At 71.2% G+C, this 25,673-nt stretch carries 27 protein-coding genes; 23 read left to right on the top strand and 4 right to left on the bottom strand.

The window, feature by feature from the left end; all coding sequences use genetic code 11:
* Window positions 1-135: 135 nt before the first annotated feature.
* Window positions 136-879, bottom strand: a complete 744-nt coding sequence (locus ICW72_RS02365; protein ID WP_191084766.1) for a LexA family transcriptional regulator — start codon at window positions 877-879, stop codon at window positions 136-138.
* Between the two features lie 118 nt (window positions 880-997).
* Here ICW72_RS02365 and ICW72_RS02360 point away from each other — a divergent pair, with 118 nt between their 5' ends.
* From ICW72_RS02360 to ICW72_RS02295, 14 genes are all read left to right on the top strand, one after another.
* Window positions 998-1,267 carry a hypothetical protein gene (locus ICW72_RS02360; RefSeq protein ID WP_191084765.1) on the top strand — a complete coding sequence of 90 codons (270 nt, stop codon included), beginning with the start codon at window positions 998-1,000 and terminating at the stop codon, window positions 1,265-1,267.
* Window positions 1,268-1,331: 64 nt separating this feature from the next.
* Window positions 1,332-1,745: a hypothetical protein gene (locus tag ICW72_RS02355; protein WP_191084764.1), complete on the top strand. Its 414-nt coding sequence runs from the start codon at window positions 1,332-1,334 to the stop codon at window positions 1,743-1,745.
* Between the two features lie 2 nt (window positions 1,746-1,747).
* The gene (locus ICW72_RS02350; protein ID WP_191084763.1) at window positions 1,748-2,290 is read left to right on the top strand and encodes a hypothetical protein; all 543 of its coding nucleotides are present in this window, start codon (window positions 1,748-1,750) and stop codon (window positions 2,288-2,290) included.
* Complete coding sequence (locus ICW72_RS02345) at window positions 2,290-3,132, top strand: ATP-binding protein (protein ID WP_191084762.1); 843 nt, start codon at window positions 2,290-2,292, stop codon at window positions 3,130-3,132. The genes ICW72_RS02350 and ICW72_RS02345 overlap by 1 nt, the downstream gene beginning before the upstream one ends.
* A gap of 17 nt (window positions 3,133-3,149) precedes the next feature.
* Window positions 3,150-3,881 (top strand): hypothetical protein, encoded by a 732-nt coding sequence (locus tag ICW72_RS02340; protein WP_191084761.1) that lies wholly within the window; start codon window positions 3,150-3,152, stop codon window positions 3,879-3,881.
* 7 nt (window positions 3,882-3,888) lie between these two features.
* Window positions 3,889-4,344 (top strand): DUF6511 domain-containing protein, encoded by a 456-nt coding sequence (locus ICW72_RS02335; protein ID WP_223880760.1) that lies wholly within the window; start codon window positions 3,889-3,891, stop codon window positions 4,342-4,344.
* A gap of 7 nt (window positions 4,345-4,351) precedes the next feature.
* On the top strand, window positions 4,352-5,128 hold the full coding sequence (locus tag ICW72_RS02330; protein WP_191084760.1) for a hypothetical protein: 777 nt from the start codon (window positions 4,352-4,354) through the stop codon (window positions 5,126-5,128).
* On the top strand, window positions 5,125-6,408 hold the full coding sequence (locus tag ICW72_RS02325) for an ATP-dependent DNA helicase (RefSeq protein ID WP_191084759.1): 1,284 nt from the start codon (window positions 5,125-5,127) through the stop codon (window positions 6,406-6,408). The genes ICW72_RS02330 and ICW72_RS02325 overlap by 4 nt, the downstream gene beginning before the upstream one ends.
* Entirely contained in the window at window positions 6,401-9,148 is a 2,748-nt protein-coding gene (locus ICW72_RS02320) for a DUF7146 domain-containing protein (protein ID WP_223880759.1), read from the top strand. The genes ICW72_RS02325 and ICW72_RS02320 overlap by 8 nt, the downstream gene beginning before the upstream one ends.
* Before the next feature lie 288 nt (window positions 9,149-9,436).
* Window positions 9,437-9,964 carry a crossover junction endodeoxyribonuclease RuvC gene (locus ICW72_RS02315; RefSeq protein ID WP_223880758.1) on the top strand — a complete coding sequence of 176 codons (528 nt, stop codon included), beginning with the start codon at window positions 9,437-9,439 and terminating at the stop codon, window positions 9,962-9,964.
* Entirely contained in the window at window positions 9,961-10,188 is a 228-nt protein-coding gene (locus tag ICW72_RS02310; protein WP_191084757.1) for a hypothetical protein, read from the top strand. Before ICW72_RS02315 ends, ICW72_RS02310 begins: the two co-directional genes overlap by 4 nt.
* On the top strand, window positions 10,178-10,795 hold the full coding sequence (locus ICW72_RS02305; protein WP_191084756.1) for a hypothetical protein: 618 nt from the start codon (window positions 10,178-10,180) through the stop codon (window positions 10,793-10,795). Before ICW72_RS02310 ends, ICW72_RS02305 begins: the two co-directional genes overlap by 11 nt.
* Before the next feature lie 585 nt (window positions 10,796-11,380).
* The gene (locus tag ICW72_RS02300; protein ID WP_191084755.1) at window positions 11,381-12,847 is read left to right on the top strand and encodes a site-specific DNA-methyltransferase; all 1,467 of its coding nucleotides are present in this window, start codon (window positions 11,381-11,383) and stop codon (window positions 12,845-12,847) included.
* Window positions 12,837-14,105, top strand: coding sequence for a site-specific DNA-methyltransferase (locus ICW72_RS02295; protein ID WP_191084754.1), 1,269 nt, complete (start codon window positions 12,837-12,839; stop codon window positions 14,103-14,105). The genes ICW72_RS02300 and ICW72_RS02295 overlap by 11 nt, the downstream gene beginning before the upstream one ends.
* 15 nt (window positions 14,106-14,120) lie before the next feature.
* On the opposite strand, the gene ICW72_RS20505 is transcribed toward ICW72_RS02295, so the two are convergent.
* Both ICW72_RS20505 and ICW72_RS02285 read right to left on the bottom strand, forming a co-directional pair.
* Complete coding sequence (locus ICW72_RS20505; protein ID WP_223880757.1) at window positions 14,121-14,975, bottom strand: DUF3489 domain-containing protein; 855 nt, start codon at window positions 14,973-14,975, stop codon at window positions 14,121-14,123.
* Between the two features lie 98 nt (window positions 14,976-15,073).
* Window positions 15,074-15,310 (bottom strand): hypothetical protein, encoded by a 237-nt coding sequence (locus ICW72_RS02285; RefSeq protein WP_191084753.1) that lies wholly within the window; start codon window positions 15,308-15,310, stop codon window positions 15,074-15,076.
* 122 nt (window positions 15,311-15,432) lie between these two features.
* Here ICW72_RS02285 and ICW72_RS02280 point away from each other — a divergent pair, with 122 nt between their 5' ends.
* Window positions 15,433-16,011 (top strand): elements of external origin, encoded by a 579-nt coding sequence (locus ICW72_RS02280; RefSeq protein ID WP_191084752.1) that lies wholly within the window; start codon window positions 15,433-15,435, stop codon window positions 16,009-16,011.
* Complete coding sequence (locus ICW72_RS02275; protein WP_191084751.1) at window positions 16,011-17,981, top strand: phage terminase large subunit family protein; 1,971 nt, start codon at window positions 16,011-16,013, stop codon at window positions 17,979-17,981. Before ICW72_RS02280 ends, ICW72_RS02275 begins: the two co-directional genes overlap by 1 nt.
* A 20-nt stretch (window positions 17,982-18,001) precedes the next feature.
* Here ICW72_RS02275 and ICW72_RS02270 read toward each other — a convergent pair whose 3' ends face one another.
* The gene (locus tag ICW72_RS02270) at window positions 18,002-18,913 is read right to left on the bottom strand and encodes an HNH endonuclease (RefSeq protein ID WP_191084750.1); all 912 of its coding nucleotides are present in this window, start codon (window positions 18,911-18,913) and stop codon (window positions 18,002-18,004) included.
* Window positions 18,914-18,991: 78 nt separating this feature from the next.
* Between ICW72_RS02270 and ICW72_RS02265 the strand changes: the two genes are divergently transcribed.
* The 7 genes from ICW72_RS02265 (at window position 18,992) to ICW72_RS02235 (ending at window position 25,669) form a co-directional block, all read left to right on the top strand.
* Window positions 18,992-19,228 (top strand): phage head-tail joining protein, encoded by a 237-nt coding sequence (locus tag ICW72_RS02265; RefSeq protein ID WP_191084749.1) that lies wholly within the window; start codon window positions 18,992-18,994, stop codon window positions 19,226-19,228.
* A complete protein-coding gene (locus ICW72_RS02260; RefSeq protein ID WP_191084748.1) occupies window positions 19,228-20,694 on the top strand; it encodes a phage portal protein in 1,467 nt (488 codons plus the stop codon). The genes ICW72_RS02265 and ICW72_RS02260 overlap by 1 nt, the downstream gene beginning before the upstream one ends.
* Window positions 20,691-22,184 (top strand): ubiquitin-activating E1 FCCH domain-containing protein, encoded by a 1,494-nt coding sequence (locus tag ICW72_RS02255; RefSeq protein WP_191084747.1) that lies wholly within the window; start codon window positions 20,691-20,693, stop codon window positions 22,182-22,184. Before ICW72_RS02260 ends, ICW72_RS02255 begins: the two co-directional genes overlap by 4 nt.
* A gap of 25 nt (window positions 22,185-22,209) precedes the next feature.
* Window positions 22,210-24,315, top strand: a complete 2,106-nt coding sequence (locus tag ICW72_RS02250; protein WP_191084746.1) for a prohead protease/major capsid protein fusion protein — start codon at window positions 22,210-22,212, stop codon at window positions 24,313-24,315.
* A gap of 78 nt (window positions 24,316-24,393) precedes the next feature.
* Entirely contained in the window at window positions 24,394-24,744 is a 351-nt protein-coding gene (locus tag ICW72_RS02245) for a DUF2190 family protein (protein ID WP_191084745.1), read from the top strand.
* Window positions 24,745-24,746: 2 nt separating this feature from the next.
* Window positions 24,747-25,397: a structural protein gene (locus ICW72_RS02240; RefSeq protein WP_223880756.1), complete on the top strand. Its 651-nt coding sequence runs from the start codon at window positions 24,747-24,749 to the stop codon at window positions 25,395-25,397.
* On the top strand, window positions 25,394-25,669 hold the full coding sequence (locus ICW72_RS02235) for a hypothetical protein (RefSeq protein ID WP_191084744.1): 276 nt from the start codon (window positions 25,394-25,396) through the stop codon (window positions 25,667-25,669). Before ICW72_RS02240 ends, ICW72_RS02235 begins: the two co-directional genes overlap by 4 nt.
* The last annotated feature ends 4 nt before the right edge of the window (window positions 25,670-25,673 follow it).

The raw sequence follows: 25,673 nt of genomic DNA, 5'->3' as shown, positions 1-25,673 counted from the left end.
AGAAGGTCGCACACCTCGCGGAGGTGGGGCGGGAGATGCTGATTGAGGGGCTGGGCGGCGAGGCGGACCATGCCCCGCTGCTGCCAGATGAGCGACCGCCCGTGCAATGCACTGATTGCAGCGGGCGCGCAGCCCTCACATCCCGACCTGGCGCCCGAGCCAGATCACCCGCCCGATGACGTGGATCGCGTCCGGCTGGATGTCGCTGAAGGTCGGATACAGGTCCTTGTTGTCCGAGATCACGCTGATCCGCCCGTTGGTCGGGTTCACCGCGACCCGCTTTACCTGCAGACCGCCATCGGTGCGGATCACATAGATCCCGTCCTTCTGGCCCGGCCGCTGCTGGCCCATGTCGACCAGCACCGAATCGCCTTGGCGCAACGTCGGCTCCATCGAGTCGCCGTCGACCGTCAGCACCACCAGATCGCCGATGTTCCCGCGCGCCGCGCGGCGCAGCCAGTCCACCCGGAACGCAATGCGATAGGAGGGCGGTGCGTCCTCGGCCTCGAGCCCCGGGCCCGCAGAGACCATGTCGTCGTAGACCGGCAGCATGGCGAATCGGTCACCGCCGATCTGGACGATCTCCGGCATTGCGCGCGCGCGTCCCCCGGCCACGCTCGAACCCGCCTCCAGGTAGCCGAGGATCACCGGAATCTCGTGGGCGCGCATTGGCCGCTTGCCCGCCAGCAGCCGGCTTATGGTGCTGTTGTCGACGCCCATCGCCGCGGCCAGGCCCTTCTGCGACTTGCCGGGCTGGGCGAGCCCTTCCCGGATCTGCTCGATTGTCAGCATGGCGATTCGGCGCGCCGCATCGGTCTGCGCACGGATCGGGCTGTCGGCATGGAGGGGCTCCCACCTGGATTCGCCCCGGCTGTCCATGGGGAAAGCTGTGGATACCGGGGATGATGTTGCGTAATCCGCAATGCGAGGTGGGTCAACCACGGCACGCGCAAATAGTGCATTGTGGCGCGCGCGGAGGACGATCTACCTATCGCCCATGCCCCCGGTTGATCCCGCCGCCACCGTCCTCGCCCGCTTCGGCGGCGCAGGCCCGCTCGCCCAGTTGCTCCGCCTCGACCGAAGCGCCGTGCATCGCTGGGCGCTGCCCAAGCACCGCGGCGGCAGCGGCGGGCTGGTCCCCGCGCGCCACCACCAGCGTCTCCTGGCGCTGGCCGCCGCACAGGGCATCGCGCTCAGCCCCGCCGACCTGGTCGGCACGCCCGCGGCCACCGGCGATCCGCCCCGCGCCGGGGCCGACGACGGATAGCCCCGCCCCGTCCTTCTCCTTCTCCACGCCCGACCCGTCCCCGCCCTTCACGGAGCATCGCTGCATGCTGTCCGAACGGTTGCCTATTCCCGAAATCCAGCTCGCCGCGGCCGTCATCCACCGCGCGCTGGAGGACGCCGCCACCCCCGATGCGCGCCTCGCCCGCCCGCGGATGATCGACACGCCGCAGGGGCCGCGCCGCACCTTCACGCCTGGCCTCAAGCCGCAGGAGCGCGAGGAGGCGGTGCGCTTCCTGCTGGATAGCGGGCCCAACTGGCGCCAGACGCGCGAAGCCTGGTGCGAGATCGCTGACCTCTGCCCCCTGCGGCTGCGGCGCAGCGCCCTCGCACGCATCCCGCATTCCGCCATGCCGGCGGACCTCCGCCGCGCGCTACGGATCCCGGAGCCGACACCAGCCCCGGCCATCGCCGATGGCGCCTCCGTGGTCCGCGCCACGCCCATGCAGGAGGCCGCCTGACCATGGACACGCGCTCCAACCGTCCGACCCTGGACGCGCTGCGTCAGCTGCCGGTGGGTGAGGTGATCGCCCTGCCGGCCGAGCATCTCGCGCTGCTCCAGTCCGATGCCCGCGAGGCGCTGGACGCGGCCAAGCGCACCCTCGACTGGATCGAGGGCGCCATCGCGCTCCGCTACGAACAGCGCGCGGTCGGCGCCCGCGCAGCGGCGGGCAAGGACACCGGCATCGTCCGCTTCGAGGACGGGACCGTCGAGGTTGCCGTCGAACTGCCTAAGCGGGTGGAATGGGACCAGCGGCGCCTCGCCGCGCTGGTGGAGCAGATCCGCGCCGGCGGCGAGGACCCGGGCGAGTATGTCGAGCTCACCTTCAAGGTATCGGAGCGCGCCTATGCCGCCTGGCCCGAGCGTGTCCGCTGCGCCTTCGAGCCCGCGCGGACCGTGCGGACCGGAAAGCCCAGCTACCGCCTCACCATCCTGAACAACGTCGCCCTGCGCGACAGTCCGCACGGCGCCGGCATTCGCCCTGCCATCGGAGGGCCGCGCTGATGGCACTTCGTATCGTCACCGCCGATGAGCGCCTGTCACGCGCGGCGAACAAGACCACCATCGCGCTATTCGGTCCGACCGGCGTCGGCAAGACAACGCAGTTGAAGCGCCTCGCACCCAGCGAGACGGTCTGCATCGACCTCGAGGCCGGGATGAAGTCGGTCCAGGACTGGCCGGGAAACAGTATCCCTGTCCGCTGCTTCGAGGACATGGTGGTGCTCGCCTCGCTGGTGGGTGGGTCAAACCCCGCCGCGGCCCCGGAGGCGTTCTTCTCGCAGCAGCACTACACGCACTTCGCCGGCCAGCATCCCGAGCTGGTCGCGCTGCTCGCCAGCAAGTCGATCGTCTTCCTGGACAGCATCACCGACCTGACGCGCCAGGCGATGGCCTGGGCCAAGAAGCAGCCCGAGGCCTTCTCCGAGAAAACCGGCAAGCCCGACGTGCGAGGTGCCTACGGCCTGATGGCGCGCGAGGTGATCGGGCTGCTGAAGCACCTCCAGCACGCACCAGGCAAGACCACGATCATGGTCGGCATCCTGGAGAAGCACACCGACGAGTTCGGCAAGGTCAGCTGGCAGCCGCAGATGGAGGGCGGCAAAGCCGGCCGCGAGCTCCCCGGCATCGTCGACCAGGTGATCTCCATGTCGCTCTTCGCGCGGGAGGAGGACGGCACGCTGCGCCATGACCCCGAGCGCGGCACCGAGCGGCGCTTCGTGTGCCGCGCCGGCAATCGGTTCGGCCTGCCGGCGAAGGACCGCTCTGGCCGGCTCGACGAGACCGAGCCCGCCGACCTCGCCGCGCTGCTCCGCAAGATCAACGCCCCCGCTGCGCCCATTGCCTGAGCCGAGAGGAGACCTCGATGTACGACATGAACGATGCCGAGCTGCCGCGCAGCTCCGACCTGATCCCGGACGGCACCTTCGCGAAGGTGACGATGGTGATCCGCCCCGGCGGGATTGACGGCCAGGGCGAAGTCGACCGCGGGTTGCTGAAGGCCTCGCGCAGTGGCGGCGACACCAAGATGATCGATGCCGAGTTCACGGTGCTGGTCGGCCCGCATGCCAAGCGGAAGTTCTGGCAGAACTTCACTATCGCTGGCGGGAAGGTCGACGAGCACGGCGTCTCCATCGCCTGGAAGATCTCGAAGGGGACCTTCCGCGCCATGATCGACAGCGCCCTCGGCCTCGATCCGCAGGATATGAGCGAGGCGGCCAAGGCCAAGCGTGTGCTGCGTGGGCTGGCCGATCTCTCCGGCATCACCTTCGCCGCCAAGATCAAGGTCGAGGCATCGACGAACGCCGAGTATGGCGACCAGAACAGGCTCGACCGGGTCGTGCTGCCGGGCGAGCCCGAATACGCGCGCATCATGGCCGGCGAGGTGGTGCCGCCGTCGCCCTCCACGCATCGGACGCCGCGCCCCGCCTCCGCACCCTCTGCGGCGGCGCCCGCCTGGGCCAACACGGGCGTACCCCGGGCGCCGGTGACCGCCGCCCCGGCATGGGCCGCCCCTTCCGCCGCGCCGCCCGCCCCGCCCGCGGCTGCGCCGCCGCAGGCACCGCTCGCCAACGGTCCGGCTTGGCTGAACGGCTAATGGCGGCATGGCCCGACGACGCTGGAGCCGGCCACGGGAGGTCCGCGCTGCCGCCGCGAAGCCGATGCCGCTGCCGGGCTGCAGGCCGGAGGACCAGGTTCGTCGCCTGGTCTGCGCCCTGTGCAGCCGTGAGGCGAAGGGCTTCGGCTACGTGCACGAGATGCGGCTCGGCGAGTTCCCGCACCACCGGTTCTGCAGCATGGCCTGCTGCGACGCCGGTGGCGCGCTCGCGCGGAGATCGAACGGCGTGATCGATAAGACGCAGATGGAGGCGCGCGCGATCAAGGAGGCGCGGCGGCCGCTCGCGGAGGTGCTGGTCGAGCTGCAGCTCATGGCGCCGTTCCACGACCGCAGCGCGGCGGAGATCGATCGCATCATCGAGGCCTGCGTCGACGGCTTCCAGGCCTCGATGCAGCGCCAGGCAGCCGAGCGCGATCCGCTCGACGATCCCATTCCGTTCTGAGGTGACGGTGCTGCTCGACCTGAACCACGGCTCCGGTGCTGTCTATGGGCGGGGCGACGCACAGCCAAGCGACGCCGCGGTCATCACCGCGCGCATCAACATGCACATCGACGCCGCGCTCCTCGCGCGCCAGCGGCAGCAGGTGCCTCGCGACTATCTCGGTGGCAGCCGCGTCGGCGAGCCTTGCGCCCGCAAGCTGGTCTACGAGATCACCCACGCGCCGAAGGATCGCGACTTTGACGCTGGCATCCTCCGCGTCTTCGATGCGGGGCACCAGTTCGAAGCGCTGTCCATCCGCTGGCTCCGCCTGGCCGGCTTCGACCTGCGTGACCGTGGCGCCGATGGCGAGCAGTTCGGCTTTGCCGCCGCAGGCGGGCGGCTCCGCGGCCACGCAGATGGCGTCATCGTTGCCGGCCCCGATGTTGGCGTCCGCTGGCCTGCCCTATGGGAGCACAAGGCGCTCGGCCAGAAGTCCTGGACCGACCTGCTCAAGCGCGGGCTGCGCTTCTCCAAGCCGATCTACTTCGCGCAGGTGCAGCTCTACATGGCGTACCTCCAGCTCGAGGTGGCGCTGCTCACCGCGCTGAACCGCGACACGCTCGCCCTTCACCACGAGGCCGTGCCGTTCGAATCAGCAGAGGCGCAACGCCTGTCCGACCACGCCGCCGAAATCCTCCGCGCCGCCGAGGCGGGCGAGCTGCCGCCGCGCATCGCACAGGCCGCCGACTTCTTCCTCTGCCGCCTCTGCCCCTACGCCACGCGCTGCTGGGAGGCGCCGGCATGAGCATCACACCCTCGCCGCAGCAGGCCGCGGCCATCGCCGGTATCGTCGACTGGTATCGGACGCGCCGCAGCCAGCAGCAGGTGTTCCGACTCTTCGGCTATGCAGGCACCGGAAAGAGCACGATCACCGCGGCCGCGATCGAGGCGCTCGGCCTCGACCCCATGGCGCGCGACGGCGACACCGCCGGGGGCGTGCTGTTCGCGGCGTTCACCGGCAAGGCCGCGTTGGTGATGACGCGCAAGGGCACGCCCGCCTCGACCATCCACTCCCTCATCTACCGCGTCTCGGAGGCGACGCCGGAGGAGATCGCACGCGTCGAGAAGGAGCTGTTCGACCTCCAGCGCGATCTGCGCCGCATGGGCCCTGCCGAGCGGGCCTTCGCGGAGACGCAGATCAGCAAGCTGCAGCTCCGTCTCGCCGAATTCCACAAGCCCTCCTTCCTGCTGAACGAACAATCGCGCGTGCGGGACGCCGCGCTGGTCGTGCTGGACGAGGTCTCCATGGTCGGACCGGAGATGGCGGCCGACCTGCTCGCCTTCGGCAAGCCGATCCTCGTGCTCGGCGATCCTGGCCAGCTCCCGCCGATCAAGGGCGCGGGTGCATTCACCGAGGCGCCGCCCGACGTGGTGCTGACCGAGATCCACCGCCAGGCCGGCGAAAGCGCCATCATCCGCCTCGCCACCATGGCGCGGCAGGGGATCGAGATCCCGCCTGGCGGGCATGACGAGCATGTCTGGAAGCTGCCGCGGAACGCCGTCGGTGCGGCGCAGATGCTACGTGGCGGCCAGGTCATCTGCGGACGGAACAGCACCAGGCTGTGGCTGAACGGCGCCATGAAGGCGGCGGCCGGCTTTTCGGCCACCTATCCAGAGGGCTGCAGCGAAAAGATTATCTGCCTCAAGAACCGGCATGACCTCGGCCTGGTCAACGGCATGTTCGTCAACCTCACCGACATCGAGGATGACGGCCCTCTTTCCTTCCGTGCCAGCGTTACGACGGAGGATGGCCTCGCGATCGCCGGCCGGCATCGCTTCTACAAGGGGCACTACGACGACCACGTCCGACTGCAGCCGGATCGCGCGCGGCAGGATTGGCGTGAGCTCCGCGGCCTGATCGAGACCTCCTGGGGCTACGCGATCACCTGCCACAAGGCGCAGGGCAGCCAGTGGGAGAATGTCGTCGTCTATGACGACGGCCTCTCCCGCACACCCGACGACCGTGCCCGCTGGCTCTACACCGCGATCACGCGCGCCGAGCGCGGGCTGGTGCTGCTTGATTGACCTGAACGACGCGGCGCCGGCGCCGGCGCGCTACGACCTCGAGGCCATTGTGCAGCGCCTGCGTGACACGGCCCCTGCCTGGGTGCCGGGCATGTTCCCGAACGGCCGGCGGCAGGGCGACGAATGGCGACTGGCGAACATCCACGGCGCGCCGCCGCGGCAGTCGGGCTCCTGCGTCATCATGCTGCGCGGCGAGCACGCCGGCGACTGGCACGACTTCGACGGCGGCGATGGCGGTGGGCCGCTCTCGACGCTGGCGCACGGCACAGGGCTGGCGGATCGGGCGCTGTTCGCGCACGCGACGGGCATGACCGGCTGGGCCGGCGAAGGCCCTCCGCGCCAGGAGCCGCCGCCCCCGCCGAAGGCCGAGCGCGACGCCTCCCGCGACATCGCCTTCATCCTGGAGCATGCGCTGCCGATCCAGGGCACGGCGGCGGAGCGCTACCTGCTCGGCCGCGGGCTCTCCGTGTCGGACGGCGCGGACCTGCTCTTCCACCCCGACCTGGCGAACTTCGAAACCCGCGCCGGCTATCCGGCGATGGTCGCGCTGGTCCGAAACCTCGCCGGCGAGGTGGTGGCGGTGCACCGGACCTACCTCCGAGAGGATGGCGAGGCGGTCCGCAAGGCCGAAATCCCGAAGCCGCGCATGGTGCTCGGCCGGAGCGGTGGCGGCACGGTGCGACTGGCCCCGCTCGGCCCACATGGTGTGCTCGGCCTCTGCGAGGGCATCGAGACCGGGCTCTCGGCGATGCTGGCCTGCCCCGGGCTGCCAGTCTGGGCCGCGCTCTCGACCACCGGCCTCGAGCAGGCGCTGCTCCCGCCCGAGGTCAGGCGCGTCGTCATCCTCGCCGACCACGATGCCTCGGGTGCGGGCGCGCGGGCCGCCGAAGCCGCCGCCGCGAAGCTTCGCCTCGAGGGTCGCGAGGTCTCCATCGCCCTGCCTCCACGCGAGGGCAACGACTTCAACGACATGCTCCTGCGTGACGGGGCGGAGGCGATCGCCGCGCTGGTCGACCAGGCGATGCGCAGCGCCGCTCCCAAACCACCGCCTCAGGAGCCCGAGACCGGCCGGCACCTGCCCATCGGCTTCCTGGAGCCGGCACATCCGCTCCCGACCGCCCGCGCTGACGAGGGCAATCTCGACCGCGCCACCGCGCGCGCCTGGGGCCTCGTGTTGTCCGCCAACCGCTCGCCCTGGCTGTTCCGTCTCGGCGGCGAGCCATCCTGGGTCGTGCCCGACGATGACGGCCGGCCCGTCGCCGTCACCGTGCGCGAGGAGCGCCTGCGCCACATGCTGGCGAAGCTCGCCGACTGGCGAAAGGCGAACGCCAAGGGCGACCTCGTGCCCACCCCGCCGCCGACAGGCTTGGTGAAGTCGCTCGTCGCCACGCCTGACCCGGCGCTGCCAGTACTGGCTGGAATCGTCACGGCGCCCGTGCTCGGTCGCGGCGGCGTGCTGCTCACCGAGCCCGGCTACCACCCCGACGCCCGGCTGCTCTACCGCCCGCCGCCGGGCTTCGTGCTGCCGCCGGTGCCGGAGCGGCCGACGCCACCCGAGATTGCGGCTGCGCGCAATCTCCTCCTCGACGATCTGCTCGGCGATTTCCCCTTCACCGGCGAGGCGGAGCGTGCCCACGCGCTCGCGCTCCTGCTGCTCGGCTTCGTGCGGCCGATGATCGACGCGCCGACGCCGCTGCACATGATCGAGAAGCCCACGCCCGGCACCGGCGCGACGCTCATGGTGGACGCCATCGCCACCATCCTCACCGGCGCCGGCGCATCCGTGATGACGGAGGGGCGCGACGAGGACGAATGGCGCAAGCGTCTCACCGCAAAGCTGCGCCAGCTGCCAACGCTGCTCCTGATCGATAACCTCCGCCAGGAACTCGACAGCTCCGCCCTTGCCGCGGCCCTGACCGCTCCGGTCTGGGAGGACCGCGTGCTCGGCGCCTCGGACATGGTCCGCCTGCCGGTGCGCTGCGCCTGGGTCGCTACGGGCAACAACCCGGCCGTCTCGCACGAGATCGCCCGCCGCCTCGTCCGCATCCGCCTCGACGCCCGCACCGACCAGCCGTGGCGGCGCGATGGCTTCCGGCATCCCGACCTCATGGTGTGGGTCCGAGCCCAGCGCGGGCGCCTGGTCGCGGCCTGCCTCACGCTGTGCCGCGCCTGGATCGCAGCAGGTCGTCCGCGCGGGGCCCACAGCCTGGGCAGCTTCGAAGTATGGAGCCAGACGCTGGGCGGCATCCTGCAGGTCGCGGGCGTCGCTGGCTTCCTGGAGAACCTCGAAGAGGTGATCGCCGCCTCTGACAGCGAGGGCGGGGCCTGGCGCGCCTTCATCCAGCTCTGGTGGGACCGCTTCGGCAGCGCCGAGGTCAGCGTCAGCGATCTGCTCGGCCTGGCGCAGAGCGCCGAGGCCAGCCTGCCAATCAGCGCGAAGAACGAGCATGGCCTGAAGGTCTCGCTCGGGGCGGCCTTCACCAAGCTGCGCGACCGCGCCTTCCGCATCAGCGACCGACTGGTCCACCTCCGGCAGGGGAAGGTGCTGCACAATTCGCAACGCTGGCGCCTCGAACCCGCTGAGGCGGCGCCCGTACGTGGGGGTCTTGGGGGTCTTGTGGGGGTCTCACGCGGCGAGACCCCCATTGGTTCAGGCCAGGAAATCCGCGGGGTTGATGGGTCTTGGGGGTCTTGGGGGTCTTTTTCCAACCCCTGCGCACATGCGCGCGCACATGCGTGAGGAAGAGGCCAGAAAAGTCCCCCAAGACCCCCAAGACCCCCAAAGCCCAGGAGATACTTGCGTTTCCGCCGGGGGATCTTCCAACCAAAGACCCCCACAGACCCCCATGGCGCCTCCGTGGCTGGACGGCGTGCCGTGAGGCTTCGCCCGCACAGCACCGGGCCGCCTGCGAGCGGTCCATCCCGAAAAGCCGGGCAGCAACGGCGAGCTCCGCCAAGAACCGCGCCGTCGCCGCCCTCACCACGACGATCCCCTCTCGGAGACCCCATGGCTCTCGCGACTCTCCCCATGCCCGCGGCGCGCGCAAGCGGGCCGCCGCTCACCGCCCCGCCGCACGTCGCCCTGCGGCATCACGCCGTCCTGGCCCTCGACCTGGGCACCACCACCGGCTGGGCGCTCCGCGGCCACGACGGCGGCATCACTTCGGGCACCATCTCCTTCAAGCCGAGCCGCTTCGAGGGCGGCGGCATGCGCTACCTCCGCTTCCGCGGATGGCTGACCGAGATGGCCGGCCTCGCCAGCGGCCTTTCCCGCATCGCCTTCGAGGAAGTCCGCGCCCACGCCGGCACCGACGCCGCGCACCTCTACGGCGGCTTCCTGGCCCACCTCTCCGCCTGGTGCGAGGAACGCGGCATTGCCTACGAGGGCGTGCCCGTTGCCACCATCAAGCGCTTCGCGACTGGCCGCGGCAACGCCGACAAGGCGGCGATGATCGCAGCAATCCAGGCGCGCGGCTTCGCGCCGGCCGATGACAATGAGGCCGACGCCATCGCCATCCTGCTCTGGCTCACCGACGCACAGGGAGGCCGTGCATGAGCCTCCCCGGCGCACCCACCCTCGCGCGCAGTCCGATCGGGCGGCTGCGAAGCCCGACGAGCGAGCCCGAGCTCAACGCCATGCGCGCCGCCGCCTGGCACCGGCACGGCGTCGCCGCGATCCCGGTCGACGACATCAGCGATCCCTGGCTGCGCCAGGCGATCACCAACGAGGCCAATCGCCGCTGGGGGCGGCGGCAGGGAGGCGACAGCGATGGCAGGTAAGCGGAAGGCGAAGCGCACGACGTCACAGCGCGAGGATCTCTCCAGGCCCTCGAGGTGGCGGCTGCAGCACGGCGGCTTCGACGAGGGCGTCCGCGGGACCGATCCGGATACGGGCACGCCCATCCTGCACCGTCGCGCTGTCGACAGTCTGGGCGTGCTGCTCGCTAACGGCAGCATCACGCCGCAGATGCACGAGGCAGGCGAGATCTTCCGCGCCGTGTTCCAGCGTGCGGCGCTCGATCGCGTGCGGACCATGCCGATGATCCGCATCCCCGGCGGCAAGGCAGACCTGCTCTCCGAGAGCCAGACCGTCGCACGCGAGCGCGTAGCCCGCGCGATGACGCATCTCGGCGGCTTCGGCAGCCCATCCGGCAGCATCGCCTGGTACGTGCTCGGCCTCGAGCATAGCGTACGCGACTGGGCGCTGCGCCAGGGCTGGAACGGGCGCGCGGTCACGCCTGCGATCGCGCACGGAATCCTGCTCGGAACACTCGGCATTCTGACGGCGCACTACGGCCTTGCTCCGCCCGCCCGTGCTGCATTCGCCGCAACAGCATCGGTCGCTTCGACGGACGCTGCTGCTGCAAAATCTGCACAGCCTCAATGAGTGCATTGCTCGGTGTGATTTCGCCATGCTTGTCTGCCGTCACTGGCGAGGCGTGCGTCTCGCTGGTGGCGGTGGCTCACCGGCCACAGCGTCGCTCGATCGAGACAGTGGCTCGCGAACCGCAGGGTCCTTCCTGGGCCAGGCGTATGCGGGGGGCGGAAGCGCGCAAGGTTCCTAGCGCCAGGCCAGTCTTCCAGGTTGCCAGGTTGCCGCGCCGATCGTTCGGAGCTTGCGGGTAGATCTGGAACTCGGCAACCTTGCAGAGATGGCTTTGCCGCAGGGCTTTACTTTCGCTCGCAGGCTGCCGTCGCGGCGTGGATCGCGGCCATCACGGTCTCCATTGCGGTGAACATTTCGCTGACGATGGAGGTCATCATGGTTGCTAACGTCGAACTCTTGGGCGTGGTGAAGCTTGCGGTGTTGTGGAGACCTGGTGGTTGCCGATCCACGCCGGCGACGGAACTGAAAGCATAGTACGGCCACAGGCAGAGAGCACCGCGAGGGGTTCAATTCCCCTCCTCCACATCCACTGAAGTGCTCCTGAGCTCCATCACAACGCACTCCCATTTCCGTCAGCAGGTCCCGATGCCCAAGGCCCCCTGGGCCGCGAGCGCCGTCGAGGCGCGCGCGGTCGCCGCGCTGCTGCCCTATGCCGGCAACGCGCGCACGCACTCCGCCGACCAGGTGGCGCAGATCGCGGCAAGCATCCTCGAGTTCGGCTTCGTCGCGCCGGTGCTGGTGGACGAGCGTGGCGAGATCATCGCCGGCCACGGACGGTTGCTGGCTGCGAAGTCGCTCGGGCTCGACACCGTGCCGACCATCGTCCGCACCGGCCTGACCGAGCCGCAGAAGGCCGCGTATCGACTCGCGGACAATCGCATCGCGCTGAACGCCGGCTGGGACGAGGCGCTGCTCGCGGCCGAGGTCACGAAGCTGCAGGAGATGGGCGGCGTCGACCTGGCGCTGACCGGCTTCGAAGCCGCCGAGATCGAGCGGCTGCTGGCCGGGCTGGAAACCGATGCCGGCAACCTGCCGGCGCCGGCGGTTGCCAGCGGTGCCGAGCCGGCCCCTGGCAACCAGCCGGACGCGGATAGCGCCGAGCCAGCCGACGACCCCGCGGATGCCACGCCGGAGCCGCCGCGGCAGGCGGTCGCGCGGGTCGGCGACATCTGGCTGCTGGGCGAGCACCGCCTCGCCTGCGGCGACAGCACGAACCGCAGCACCGTCGCGCGCGTCATGGGCGCGGATCGCGCGGCGCTGCTCTTCACCAGCCCGCCCTACGGGAACCAGCGGGACTACACCACCGGCGGCGTCTCCGATTGGGATGCGCTGATGCAGGGCGTGTTCGCCCATCTCGACGGCGCGCTGCGCCGCGACGCGCAGGTTCTGGTGAATCTCGGGCTGATCCATCGCGAGGGGGAATGGCAGCCTTATTGGCAGGGCTGGCTCGACTGGATGCGTGGCCAGGGCTGGCGGCGCTTCGGGCTCTACGCCTGGGACCAGGGGCCCGGCCTGCCGGGCGACTGGAACGGGCGCCTCGCGCCTGCCTTCGAGTTGGTCTTCCACTTCAATCGCGAGGCGCGCCAGGCCAACAAGATCGTGCCGTGCAAATGGGCCGGCACGCCGAACAAGGGCAGCGGGCTCCGCGCCGCCGACGGCGAGGTGAAGGCCTACACCCACATCGGCCTGCCGGTGCAGGAGATGCGCATCCCGGACAGCGTGCTGCGCATCACCCGCCACAAGGGGCGGGGCATCGAGACCGAGCACCCGGCGGTGTTCCCCGTCGCGCTGCCAGAGTTCCTGATGCGCGCCTACACGGACGAGGGCGACGTCGTGTTCGAGCCGTTCGGCGGCTCCGGGACGACCATCCTGGCGGGCCAGCGGAGCGGGCGGCGGGTCCGCGCCATCGAACTCGCGCCGGCCTATGTCGACCTGGCGATCGCCCGCTGGCGGATGCTGAATCCCGAGCTGCCGGTGACGCTCGCCGATGACGGGCGAGATTACGATGCCGTCGCCGCCGCGCGCGCGGAGGCAATGGCCGATGCTGCCTGACCTCCGCGTCGAGATGATGCCGGTGGCCTCGCTCGCGCCCTATGCCGCCAATGCACGGCTGCACCCCACCGAGCAGGTGGCGCAGCTGGCGGCCTCGATCGGCGAGTTTGGCTTCAACGTGCCGGTGCTGGTGGACGATGCCGGCGTGCTCATCGCCGGCCACGGCCGCGTGCTCGCCGCGAAGGCGCTCGGCCTCGAGGAGGTGCCCGCGATCCGGCTCGGGCACCTGACCGAGGCGCAGGCGCGGGCCTTCCGGCTGGCGGACAACCAGCTGGCACTGAACTCCACCTGGGACGAGGGACTGCTAGCCGCCGAGCTGTGCGCGCTGCGCACCGACGAGTTCGACCTCGGGCTGATCGGCTTCGACAGGGCGACGCTCGACCGGCTGCTGGACGAGGCGGCGTCAGACGCCCCGGCCGCACCTTGCGGGGACCCCGACGCACCGGCGCCGGAGCCGCCGCCGGCTCCCATCACCCGGCCTGGCGATCTGTGGCTGCTCGGCCCGCACCGGCTGCTCTGTGGCGACGCCACCTCCGCTGAGGACGTCGCGCGGCTGCTCAACGGCGCGCGGCCACACCTGATGATCACGGACCCGCCCTACGGTGTGAACTACGATCCCGAGTGGCGGAATGAGGCGGGCGTCTCGGCCACGATGCGCACAGGCAAGGTGGCGAACGACGACCGCGCCGACTGGCGTGACGCCTGGACGCTGTTCCCTGGCGCCGTGGCCTATGTCTGGCACGCCGGCGTGCACGCGCGGACCGTGATCGAGAGCCTCGATGCCGCCGGCTTCGCGGTGCGGAGCCAGATCGTCTGGGCGAAGTCGCGCTTTGTGCTCGGGCGAGGCGACTACCACTGGCAGCACGAGCCCTGCCTCTACGCGGTGCGCAAGGGAGCGACCGGTCACTGGCAGGGCGCGCGGGACCAGGCGACGCTCTGGCCGATCAGCACCGGCGGCGACGAGGACGCGGCGACGGTGCAGGGCACGCAGAAGCCGGTCGAGTGCATGCGCCGGCCGATGCTGAACAACAGCGCGCCGGGGGATGCGGTCTACGAGCCGTTCTGCGGCAGCGGCAGCACCATCATCGCCGCGGAGACCATTGGTCGCATCTGCTTCGCGATGGATCTCGATGCCCGCTATGTCGATGTGGCGGTGCGCCGCTGGCAGGCCTTCACGGGCCGTGCGGCAGTGCTGGCGGGGGATGAGCGGGTCTTCGACGACATCGCCGCCGCCCGCGGCGCGCGGGCGGCGGCATGATCGGTGCGGCGCGCGTCAGGCCGGCAGGTGGTAGACGGTGTAGGACCCCTTCGCGCCCTCCTTGTTCGGGCCGACCTGGCGCACCCGCTCCAGCACCTGCACCTCGATCCCCTGGCGCTTCTTGAGGCCCGCGAAGAACCCGCGGACCGTGTGCTGCTGCCAGCCGGTCGCCTCGCAGATCTGCGCGATGGTCGCGCCCTCCTTGCGGCGGAGCATCGCCAGGACCGTCTCCTGCTTCGTGCCCTCGCGCGGCTTGCGCGGCGTGCCGGGCTCGCGCGGTGCGCGGGGCGGCTTACCGGCGAGGGCGGCGCGGAGCGCCTGCATCGGTCCGTCGAGGGCGGTGATCATGTCGGTCTCGCGGTTGGCCTCGTCGTCCCAGGCGGCCAGCACCGCCGCGGCGGCGTCGCGCAGGCTCGCGCGCAGGGCGGGCGCGGGCGCGCCCTGGGCGGGTTCGGACTCCTCCGCGGGGGCATCCCCCTCCGCCGGCTCCTCCCCGCCCGTGGGCGCCGGATCGGCCACCGGCGCGACGGCCTCGGCGACGGCGTGGCGCTCGGCGTTGCGGCGCGCGATGGCCTCGGCGCTCTGCTCGTCCTCCTCGCGCGCGTCGTCCTCGTTCGGGTCGATGCCGATGGCGCGCAGCCCGTCGTCGGTGATGCGCGCGACGATCCAGGTGCCGTCCTCATCCTGTCGCCAGCCGAGCCCGACATGCTCCCGCGGGGCGTTGATCTCCGTGAGCAGGTTGTTCTTGATCAGGCTGCGGAACACCGCGTTGCGGGCGGCGGCCGGCAGGGTCTTCGGCGCGCGGGCGAGGCCCATCTCGTGCTGCGCCGCGGCGCTCAGGATCACGCGCTGGGTATCGGAAAGCTTCATCGTCGGGATCTCCGGTTCGGCACCCGACCAGCCGGGTGCTACCACCCCGAGCCCCGCAGGCCTTGCCTGTCGGGGCGGTGGCGGCGCCGCGTGGCGGGCTACTCGGCGAATTCGCCGCGCTTGAAGTAGCAATCGGTCACGCTCGCCAGTCGGCTGTTCCAGTGTTCGAGCGTCGCCGCCTCGCCCCAGAGGACCTCCTCGGGATCCGCCCCGAAGTGATCCGCGCTCATCTGCTGAAGCTCGGCGACCATCGCGTCGAAGCGGGCCTTCTGCTGCAGGAAGGCTTCGAGGCTCTTCTGCTGATTGCGGGCGGCGCGGGCTTCGCGGTCGGTCATCTTCGTCTCCGTCTGGCGCGCGGTGCTCCGCGCGTGACCGACCATTCGCGCTGCGGCGGGGGCTGAGCCAAGCGCCATCGGCACGACGGCGATTGCTTTCTTCGAGGGGCCTCGATCACATCATGATCGCCACCGCGCAGCCGGGCCGCGTGGCCTCGCAGCGCGAGGTGGCGCGCCGCCTCGGCATCTCCCACACGGCGTTGCAGAAGGCGCAGCGCGCCGGCCGCATCGCGCCCGAGGCCGACGGCGCCTGGGATGTCGAGAAGGTTCGCGCGCGGCTGGCGGACAGCAGCGATCCTGTCCGGAAGACCGCGACTCTGGTGCAGCCAGCAGTGGCAGCACCCCGGCCCGCATCGCCGCCGCCTGTCGCCGCGATTCCGCCGGCCGCCGATCCCCTGCCGCGCGCCGCCCAGAACACCTTCCACGATGCGCGCACGGCGAACGAGGTGCTGAAGGCGCAGGAGCGTCGGCTACGGCTCGACGAACGAAAGGGCAAGCTGGTCGACAAGGCTCGCGCGCTCCTGCTCGTGCACCGGCTCGCCAAGGAGGAGCGCGACGCCATCCTAGCCTGGCCCGCCCGCGTCGCTGCCGAGATGGCGGCCGAGCTCGGCGTCGATGTGCATCGGCTGCAGACCATGATGGACACGCGCCTGCGCCAGCACCTGGCCGAGCGACACGATGTCCGAGTGACCGTCGGCTGATGGTGGGCGAGCATCTGCTCGACGAGCTCGGCCGCTTCGAGGGCGACGCCAAAATACTGCAGGCGTGGCGCGACGGCATGGCGCCGGAGCCGGCGCTGCTCGTGTCGGAATGGGCCGACCGACATCGCCTGCTCGGCAGCCGCGGCTCCGCCGAGCCCGGGCCGTGGCGCACCGCACGCACGCCCTATCTGCGCGAGATCATGGACGCGCTGTCGCCGGCGGACCCGGCACGGCGCGTGGTCTTCATGAAGGGCGCGCAGGTCGGCGGCACCGAGTGCGGCAACAACTGGATCGGCTACGTCATCCACCACGCGCCCGGGCCGATGCTCGCGGTGCAGCCGACGACGGAACTGGCGAAGCGCTTCTCCGACCAGCGCATCGATCCGTTGGTCGAGGAGACGCCGGCGATCCGCGAGCGGGTCGCACCAGCCCGCTCGCGGGACAGCGGCAATCGCCAGCTCAGCAAGGAGTTCCCCGGCGGCCAGCTGGTGATGACTGGCGCGAACAGCGCCGTCGGCCTGCGCTCGATGTCGGCGCGCTTCCTGTTCCTCGACGAGATCGACGCTTATCCGGGTGATGTCGAGGGCGAGGGCGATCCGATCGCGCTCGCCGAGGCACGGGCGCGGACCTTCGGCTGGCGGCGCAAGATGCTGCTGGTCAGCACGCCGACCATCGCCGGGCTGTCGCGGATCGAGCGCGAATACCTTGCGACCGACCAGCGGCGCTACTTCGTGCCCTGTCCGCATTGCGGCCACCGCCAGCACCTGCGCTTCGAGCGGCTGGTCTGGGACGACGGCGAGCCCGAGACGACGCGCTACCTCTGCGAGGACTGCGACGCGGCGATCGGCGAGCAGCACAAGGCGGCGATGCTGGCCGCGGGGGAATGGCGGGCCACGGCCACGGCGACGGACCCGCACGCCGTCGGCTTCCACATCTCGGCGCTCTACTCGCCGCCGGGCTGGATGCCCTGGTCGGAGATCGCCCGGCTCTGGCTCGCCGCGCAGGGCGACGACCGGGCGATCAAGACGTTCCGGAACACCGTGCTCGGCGAGACCTGGCAGGAGGCGGGCGAGGCGCCGGACTGGCAGCGCCTCTACGACCGCCGGGAGCACTGGCCCGCCGGCACCGTGCCGATGGGCGGGCTGCTGCTCACCGCGGGCGTGGACGTTCAGCGCGATCGCCTCGAGGCGAGCCTCTGGGCCTGGGGCCAGGACCGCCAGTCCTGGCTGGTCGAGCACCGCGTGCTGGCGGGGAACCCGTTCGAGGCGCTGGTGTGGGAGGAGCTGCGGCTGCTGCTGGGCGAGACCTGGCGACACGCGAGCGGGCACCGCCTGCCGATCGCCATGGCGGCGATCGACAGCGGCGACGGCATGACCACCGCGGAGGTGTACGCCTTCGTGCGGCGGGCCGGTGCGGGCCGCGCCATCGCCGTGAAGGGCCAGGATGGGTTGCGCGCCGCGGTCGGTCAGCCGGCCGCGACAGAGGTGCGGCGGAACGGCCGCAAGCTCGGCGGCCTGAAGGTCTGGCCCGTGGGATCCTCCTTCCTGAAGGCCGAGACCTACGGCTGGTTGAAGCTCGACCGGCCGACCGAGGAGAGCGGCGACCCGTTCCCGCCGGGCTACGTGCACCTGCCGGTGCACGCGGCGGGCGAGGAATTCTGCCGCCAGCTCACCGCCGAGCAGCTCGTCGCCCGGGCCGGCCGCAACGGCTTTCGCCGGCTGGAGTGGGTGAAGACGCGCGAGAGGAACGAGGCGCTGGACTGCCGGGTCTATGCCCGCGCGGCCGCGGCGGCGCTGGGGATGGATGGCTGGGGCGACGGCCGCTGGGCGCGGATGGCCGATGCGCTGTCGCTGCCTGCGGCCGAACTTCCTGTCAACGGGAATGTCGCTCCGGCGTCGCCCGCGCAGGCGGCACCCGACACTCATCGCCCGAGGGCCTGGCTCGCGCCGCGCACAGGCTGGCTTCGATAAGCAGGTAGCGAGACGAGCGGCTAGCGCCGCGATGTAGCTCGGCGCCCTTCCGTTTGCGCCAACAGGGCAGCCTCGTGATGCTCACGCAAATAATCCGGGTGCGCCTTCGTGGTCAGTCTGCTGCCGTGCAGCGGCTGGTAGTGACTGCGATCAAGGGTCTTGCAGAGGACAACGCGTCCGTCGGAAACGCTCAGCAGACCAGCATCGAAGAGGCGGTGCAGATCCGCGCGCAGCGCGATTCCATTCAGCGGATTGGTCCTGTGAGCCGGATGTGCCGCATACGGTAGCACGTGAGCTGCCTCAAGTACCTGCTGCGTGCTCTCTCCCGTGATAGCGCAGCGAAAGTCATGGTCCTGGAGAACAGCTGTTCGAAACGCCCCTTGTGAGGGCCGAGCTAATGCCTTTCGGAACCGGTCGAGCAGTTCTTGGCGCTGCTCCTGGCGATGCTGTTGCAGGGCCGACGCCGCGTTCCGCTCGTGAACAGCGAGGGCGAAGTGACGGTAATGGCGTTCCCACTCATCAACGTGAAGCGGCAGGATGTGCATGGTTTGCCGCAACGCGTAGCTCAATCGATCACCGACTTCCGATCGGCCCGAGCCCGCGTCTCTGATCTGCTCGTACGACACCGGCGGCCTGATGAGACGAACCTGCGTGATCCGCACGTTGAGATCGCTCGGACCGTCTGCTGAAATCTCGGCAGCTCTTGCCTTCGCGGTGAGGCCCCTACCATGGCTTCCGGGCTCGCGTTCGTGCACCCAGAGATAGAGCGTGTCGCCAACCCTCATCTCGGGAATCTCGGTGGCGTCCGCGTCTGTGGTGCGATGGGGCCGAGGAACATTGATGGTTCCTCCCTCCCACTGGGATGCTGCGGTCGGCACAGCAAGCCCATCGGGACAAAGCCTTCCATTGAACTTGCACAAGAATGAAGCCAAGGCGCCGGTCCTCAGTCGGATTGCGCAATAGACTACGGCGCCGGTTGCTGCCTGAGAACTGGCAAGGTCGAGGATTGCATGACTCCACTCGTCTTGGCGTGGGCGCTGGCGCAGCCGGCCGGCAGCCGCGCAGCTGCACTGGCGGCAGCCTACACGGGGGGCACCACGCGCGTGACTTTCGACGGGCGGACGGTGGAGTACCGCAGCCTGGATGAGCTCGGCCGCGCGCTGGCGGTGCTGCGCGGGGCGGAGATGACGGCGGCCCGCCGCCCGTCCGTGACGCTGGCCAGCTTCTCCCGCGAGGGAACCAGGTGATGGGGCGGCTACGAGACGCGTGGAACGCGCTGCGGGGCTATGCGGCGGCGCAGGACCAGCGCGCCTCTGCCTGGGCCCCGTCCGGGGGCAGCGCCACGGCCGAGGTTGGCATGGCCGCGGCGACGGTGGCGCGCCGCGCGCGGGATGCCGTCCGCAACGACCCCTACGCCAGCCGCATCGTCGACCTCTGGACCGGCAATGCGGTGGGCGCGGGCATCACGACCCGCTGGCCGGATGCGCTCCATGCCGATGCGTGGCGGCGTTGGGCGGAGAGCACGGCCTGCGACGCCGAGGGCCGGCTCGACCTCTACGGGCTGCAGGCGCTGGTCATGCGCGCCGTCGTCGAGAGCGGCGAGTGCTTCGTTCGCTTCCTGATGACAGCTACGTCGCTGACGAACCCGATCGGCTTGCGCCTGCAGGTGCTGGAGAGCGACCACCTCGACACGGCGCGAAACGGGACGGTCAGTGGCGCGCAGACCATCCAGGGCATCGCCCTTGGCGAAGCGGGAGAGCCGGTCGGCTACTGGCTACACAGGGTGCATCCCGGCGCGGCCTGGATCCTGCCGGGCGCGACCTGGCTCAGCAGCGAGCGCATCCCGGCCGGCGATGTGTTGCACGTCTACCGCAAGCGCCGACCGGGCCAGCTGCGCGACGTCTCCTGGCTCGCGCCCATCCTCCTTCGGCTGCGTGACCTCGGCGACTACGAGGCGGCGCTGCTGATGAAGGCGAAGATCGAGGCGTGCCTGGCGGCGGTCGTCACCGAGGAGGGCGATGAGGCGCTGACGGGCGCCGCCGCCGGCCTGCTCCGCGATGCCCAGGGCCGGACGGTGGAGAGCTTCGAGCCGGGGATGATCCTCTACCGTCGTGGCATGGGCTCGGTGGAGGTGGTGAACCCCTCGGGCGGCGGTTCGCACGCCGCTTTTGCCCGCCGCGCGCTCGAAGCCGCCGCCGTCGGCGCGGGCCTGACTTACGACCAGGTCTCCGGCGACCTGACGCAGGCGAACTACTCGTCGCTCCGCGCCGGCAAGATCGAGTTCCGCCGGCTCTGCGAGCAAGTCCAGTACGGGATGCTGATCCCGATGCTGGTGCGACCCATCGCCGACCGCTTCCACGCCCAGGGCGCGCTGCTCGGGCTCTGGGGTACGGAGATGCCGGACGGTGTCAGCCACGTCCCACCGGCACACGAGATGATCGATCCGCTGAAGGACACCACCGCCCTCATCGCCCAGGTCCGCGCCGGCTTCGTGCCGCAGCCCGAGGCCGCCGGTGCCTTCGGCTACGATTTTCGGGCCGCGGTGGAGATGATCCGCGAGGCCAATGCGCTGCTCGACGAAGCGGGCATCTCGCTCGACACCGATCCGCGTCGCGTCGCGAAGTCCGGTGCCGCCCAGGACGCCGCGCAGATGGCCGCCGTCGAGATCGCCGCCACCGGCGCCGCCGCGCCTGCTGCAGGAGAGCCCCGATGATCGCCGGCGCCTATGACTGGACGGACGACATGCTCAAGATCAAGAGCATGCAGAAGAAGTTCCGCGACAGCTTCAACGGGACCGAGATCAACCCGGCCCGCTGGGACGTCGCCGCCAGCGGCAGCGGCATGGCGCTCGCGGTCGCCGACGGCACCGTCACCATCTCGACCGGCACGACCCTCGACGACGAGCTGGTGCTGACGAGCCGCACCGCCTTCACCATCCCGCTGCGCGTCATGGTGGCGGTGAACCTGAGCCAGCGCATCGCTGGCCAGTCGGTCTGGCTCGAGCTGGTCTCGGTCGATCCGACCTCCGCCCAGCCCGACGGCCGCAGCGCCGCCGCCTGGCGGCTCGACGGCACCAGCCCGACGCTCGCGAATTATGAGGTGCAGAGCGAGGGCGCGCCACGGTTGGCGAGTTCCTCGGGCTCGCCGATCCCGACCACCGTCCCCACCGGCTGGTCGGTGCTGGAGATCGAGCCGACCAACGACGAGTGCTGGTTCCACGGAAGGCAGATCGACACCACGGCGGCGCGCTCGAACTCCTATGTCCGCCACCAGCAGATCCCGGAGCCGAATGCGCTCTACCGCTTCCGGATCCGGGTGCGGAACCGGCAGTTCATCAACGGCATCTCGGCGGTCGCCAACAACGGCTCCGGCCTGGTGCGGATCACCCGGGCCGCGCATGGCTTCGCGACGAACGACATGGTCACGGTCGCCGACGTCTCCGGCGTGCCCGGGGCGAACGGCACCTTCACGATCACGGTCATCGACGCGAACAGCTTCGACCTCGTCGGCTCGACCTTCTCCGGCGCCTACCTCAACACCGGCTGGGCCTCGGTCTCGCGCAACCTGGCGCCGGCCTCGAGCACCGACGTGAAGGTGCAGTTCGTCACCATCGCGGACTACGCCGAGCTCACCACCGAGATCACCGCAGGGCGCGGCCAGTCGGTCGCCGGCCAGGGGCTCGGGGTCAACGTGCTGAGCAGCATCGCGCCGACGCTGACGGCGGTGGGCGGCCAGGCGCGCAACACGAACGGCGCGCTGCCGGTGCTGGTCGCGACTGGGCTATCGGCCAACCCGACGGCGGTGACCACCGGCCGCGGCATCGACCTGCTCGCGACGCTGATCGGCGCGCTGGTGAACAAGCCCTTCTCGATCCCGGAGGCGGATTGGCAGTACGCCGGCGCCGCGGGCGGGATCGTCAACACCACCGACGTGGTGCTCAAGGCGGCAGCCGCGGCGGGCATTCGGAACTACGTGACCTCGATCGACCTGCGGAACGCGCATGCGACCGTCGCGACGGAGGTGGTGATCAAGGACGGGGCAACGGTGATCTGGCGGCAGCTGCTGCCGGCGGCGATGGCGACCCCGGTGGACATCACCTTCCCGACCCCGCTGCGCGGCACGGCGGCGACGGCGGTGAACTTCGCCTGCCTGACCACCGGCGCGCAGGTCTACGTCAACGCGCAGGGCTACGCCGCGCCGTAGCGGCGGCGGCCGCCAGGAATCCAGCATGACTGAGACGACCGAACCGGGCGGGGGCGACCCCGCGCCGGATGACCCTGCCATGCCGATCGTGGCGCAGCGCGCGCTGGCGGCCCCGGCCACCGTCGATCGTGCTGCGCGCACCGTCGAGGTGGTGTGGTCGACCGGCGCCCGCGCCCGCAACTTCGTCCCCGCCCTCGGCCTGATCACCGAGGAGTTGGAGATGTCGCCGAACGCGGTGCGCATGGAGGCGCTCCGCTCGGGCCAGGCCCCGGTGCTGAACACCCACCGGCGCGGCGACGCCCGCGACGTGCTCGGGCGCGTCACCGCTGCCCGCCTCGAGCGCGGCCGCGGCTACGCCACGCTGCAGTTCAGCACCGCCGCCGACGTGGAGCCGGTCTGGCAGCGCATCGCCGACGGCACGTTGCGCGCGGTGAGCGTCGGCTACCGCGTTCACCGCTACGAGCCGCGGCCCGACGCCGCGACCGGCGAGACCGTCCACCGCGCGGTGGATTGGGAGCCCTTCGAGATCTCCGTCGTGCCGGTCCCGGTGGATCGGGATGCGGCGGTCCGCGCGCAGGGGGAGCAGGGCCTCCCCGCGCCGGCGATCGAACCCGCCCTGCCTGACGAGGAACCCATCATGCCCGAGACGACGCCGGAGACCCCGGCTGCCCCGCCCGCGGCGCCGCCCTCCGCCGCGCCGTCCACGCCGCCCCAGGAGAATCCCGTGACCACTACGCCGAGCGCCCCGCCGCCCGAGCCCACCCGCGCCGCGCACGCGCCGGCCGCCCCGCCGATCGACCTCGACGCGATCCGCGCCGAGGCCGAGCGCGCCGTCGCCGAACGCATCGCCAGCTACGAGCCGGTGCTCGCCGCGGCGCGCGGCCTGCTCCCCGCCGACACCATCGACGCGCTGCGCCAGGCCGCGATGCGCGATCGCGCCAGCCCCGAGGTGCTGCGCGCCCGGCTGTGGGAGGCCTTCACCCAGGCGCAGACGGCCCGCCCCACGCTCCCGGCCCGCCCGGAGAGCGGCCCCGGCCACGATGACCCGGCGCAGCTGCTCGACGCCATGGCCGAGGCGCTCGCCGCCCGCTCCATGCCGGGCTACCAGCCGCCCAGCACCGGCCCCGGCGCTGGCCGCCACGCCGAGTTCATGGGCTGGCGCCCCTCCGACATGCTGCGCGAGCTCCTCGCGCGCCGGGGCGATCGCAATCCGCCGCGCAACCCGACGCTCCTCGCCGAGCGCGCCTTCCACACCAGCTCCGACTTCCCGGCGCTGCTCTCGGCCGCCGCCAACAAGATGCTGCTCGCCGCCTACGCGCCGGCGCAGCCGACCTACCGGCAGATCTTCCTCCGCCGCGACTTCCGCGACTTCAAGCCGCACCGGCACCTGCGCATCGGCGACTTCCCGACCCTTCTGCCGCTGCTGGAGAACGGTGAGATCCAGGTCGGCACCATGTCCGAGGGCCAGGAGATCGTCGTCCTGCAGACCTTCGCGCGGCGCATCCGCGTGACGCGACCGATGCTGGTGAACGACGACCTCGGCGCCTTCACCGACTTCGCCGCGGCGATCGGCCGCCGCGTCGCCGAGTTCGAGAACGCGACGGCCTACCAGCTGCTGAACAGCGGCAATGGCGACGGCCCGACGCTCACCAGCGGCAACGCCACCGTGTTCGGTACGGGCGCGGGGCGCGCGAACAAGGCCGGCGCGGGCTCCGCCCTCGACCTGCCGAACCTCGCCGTCGGCCGCGCGGCGATCATGCGCCAGAAGACGCTGGACGGCCTGCCCATCTCGATCGGCAGCACCATGCGGCTGCTGGTGGGCCCGAGCCAGGAGCTCGCGGCGCGGCAGCTCACCATCAGCGTCGCCGCCAACCAGATCGGCAACGCGAACGTCTTCGCGGGCTTCGTGCAGCCGCTCGTCGAGCCGCTCATCGGGGCGAACCGCTGGTACCTCTTCTCCGACCCGCTGAGCGCGCCGGTCTACGTCTATGGCTACCTGAACGGGGCGGAGGGGCCGCAGGTCACCACCGGACCGGTCCAGGGCGCGGACGGGATCGAAGTCAGCGTGATCTTCGACTTCGGTGTCGGCGCCATCGACTGGCGCGGCGCCTGGTTCAATCCGGGCACCTGACCGCCCAACCACCCCTCGTGCACCGATGCAGAGGCCGCCCACCCGGGCGGCTTCTGCGTTTCTGGAGACCCCATCCCCATGCGCAACTGCATCCGTCCCGACGCCCGCTCCGTCCCCATGGTCGTGCCCTATGCCGGCGGCGTCCTCTCCGGCCAGGGCATGCTGGTCGGCGCCTTCTTCGGCGTGGCCGCGGCCGACGCCGCGCAGAACGCCACCGTCGAGTGCGAGACCCGCGGCGAGTTCGAGCTCACCAAGGATCCGACCCAGGCCATGGCCGCCGGGACGCGCGTCTTCTGGGACAATACCAACCGTCGCCTGACCACCACCGCGACGGGCAACTTCCAGGTCGGCGTCGTCACCGTCGCCGCCCTCGCTGCCGACGCCACGGTCCGCGTCATGCTGGCCCGCGTGCCGGCCTCGGGGGCGTGACCATGGATCCCAAGGCCAGCCGGGGCTACCGCAACCGCAACCCCGGCAACATCGAGCACGTGGCCACGAACAAGTGGCTCGGGCTCGTCGATCCGCCTTCGGACGGGCGCTTCTGCCGCTTCCGCTCACACCAGCACGGCATCCGCGCGCTGGCCCTGCTGCTGCAGAGCTACCAGGACCGGCATGGGCTGCGCACGGTCCGCGGCATCGTCGCGCGCTGGGCGCCGAGCAGCGAGAACGACACCCGCGCCTACCAGGCGGCGGTGGCCGCGCGGCTCGGCGTCGCGCTCGACGATCCCGTCGACCTGCACGACGCGGCGACGATGCGCGGGCTGGTGGAGGCGATCATCCGCCATGAGCTCGGCGGCATGCCCTACGCGCCGGAGACGATCGCAGAGGGCCTGCGAATGGCGGGCTTGGTCCAGCCCGGCCTCGCCCACAGCGGGACGGTCCGTGCTGCGGCGGGCTCGGTGGTCGCCGGCGTCACGGCCGCGGCGGTGGTCGACGCCGTCACAACGCTCGCGCCGCATGCCGAGGGGCTGGCCGCGGTGCTGCGGGCGCTCGGCCCCTGGGGCGTCGCCGCCGCGGTGATCGGCGTCGCGGCCTGGACCATCCATCAGCGGCTGCAGCGGCAGCGGGAGGTCGCCCGATGACGGACCACGACCGCGAACTCGGCACCATCGTCACCCGCCTGACCGAGATCGAGCGGCGCCTGGCGGAGGGCGACAAGGACATGCGCGAGCTCACCCGCACCGTGACCGAGCTGGTCAAGGCGATGGCGGGTCTCACGGCGCGGCTGTCGCTGGCGGCGGGCGGCGCTCCGGCCGTGTCGCCGGCGGTCCCGGCCACCGGTGCGGCGGCAGCCGGCGGCATCGTCGGCGCGGCGGTCGGCGCGAAGCTCGCCTCCTGGCTCGGGCTCGGCTGAACCG

Origin of the sequence: Roseococcus microcysteis (assembly GCF_014764365.1) — a bacterium.
Classification (GTDB): domain Bacteria; phylum Pseudomonadota; class Alphaproteobacteria; order Acetobacterales; family Acetobacteraceae; genus Roseococcus; species Roseococcus microcysteis.
The sequence above is the reverse complement of the archived record's forward strand: the minus strand, read 5'-3'. Positions and strand labels throughout refer to the sequence as shown.